Genomic DNA, 676 nt, shown 5'->3' with positions numbered 1-676 from the left:
GGAATCGCTAGTAATCGTGGATCAGAATGCCACGGTGAATACGTTCCCGGGCCTTGTACACACCGCCCGTCACACCATGGGAGTGGGCTGCAAAAGAAGTGGGTAGCTTAACCTTCGGGGGGGCGCTCACCACTTTGTGGTTCATGACTGGGGTGAAGTCGTAACAAGGTAGCCCTAGGGGAACCTGGGGCTGGATCACCTCCTTACCTATACGACTAACTTAATGTTTGTTGAGTGTTCACACAGATTGCTTGTTTAKCTTCTCTTAGGAGAAGTCAGAGCTAAATGCGCCGCKAGCCGGTACGCATTGTTCTTTAACAATTTGGAAAGCTGATAGTATTTAATTGCATGAGTCTGTCATGTGATTAATTACAAAACGTTTAATGCGCAAGCATTGAACATGAGTTCTCAAACACTTTATTAAGTGTCTTGAATATTCAAWAGTAAATTATTCTTTATTGAATAGTTTACGTCTAAGGCGCGTCCACTTCTTTGGTCAGAAGTGAGACAAGTAAAACCAAGCTGGTCGCAATGCGACTCAGGTGAGTGAAACTCATTTGGGTTGTATGGTTAAGCGACTAAGCGTATACGGTGGATGCCTTGGCAGTCAGAGGCGATGAAGGACGTAGTAACTTGCGAAAAGCGTTGGCGAGCTAGTAACAAGCATTTGAGCTAA

General features: G+C 45.2%; 2 rRNA genes. Both read left to right on the top strand.

The annotated features are described in order from the left end of the window. Positions 1-206 (top strand): 16S ribosomal RNA (locus L5M11_RS23830); the annotation flags it as partial. 362 nt (positions 207-568) lie between these two features. Continuing rightward, positions 569-676 (top strand): 23S ribosomal RNA (locus L5M11_RS23825); the annotation flags it as partial.

The sequence above is a fragment of the Shewanella sp. SM87 genome, assembly GCF_025653705.1.
In the GTDB taxonomy this organism is placed as follows: Bacteria; Pseudomonadota; Gammaproteobacteria; order Enterobacterales; family Shewanellaceae; genus Shewanella; species Shewanella oncorhynchi.
This window is presented reverse-complemented; position numbering and strand designations above follow the sequence as displayed.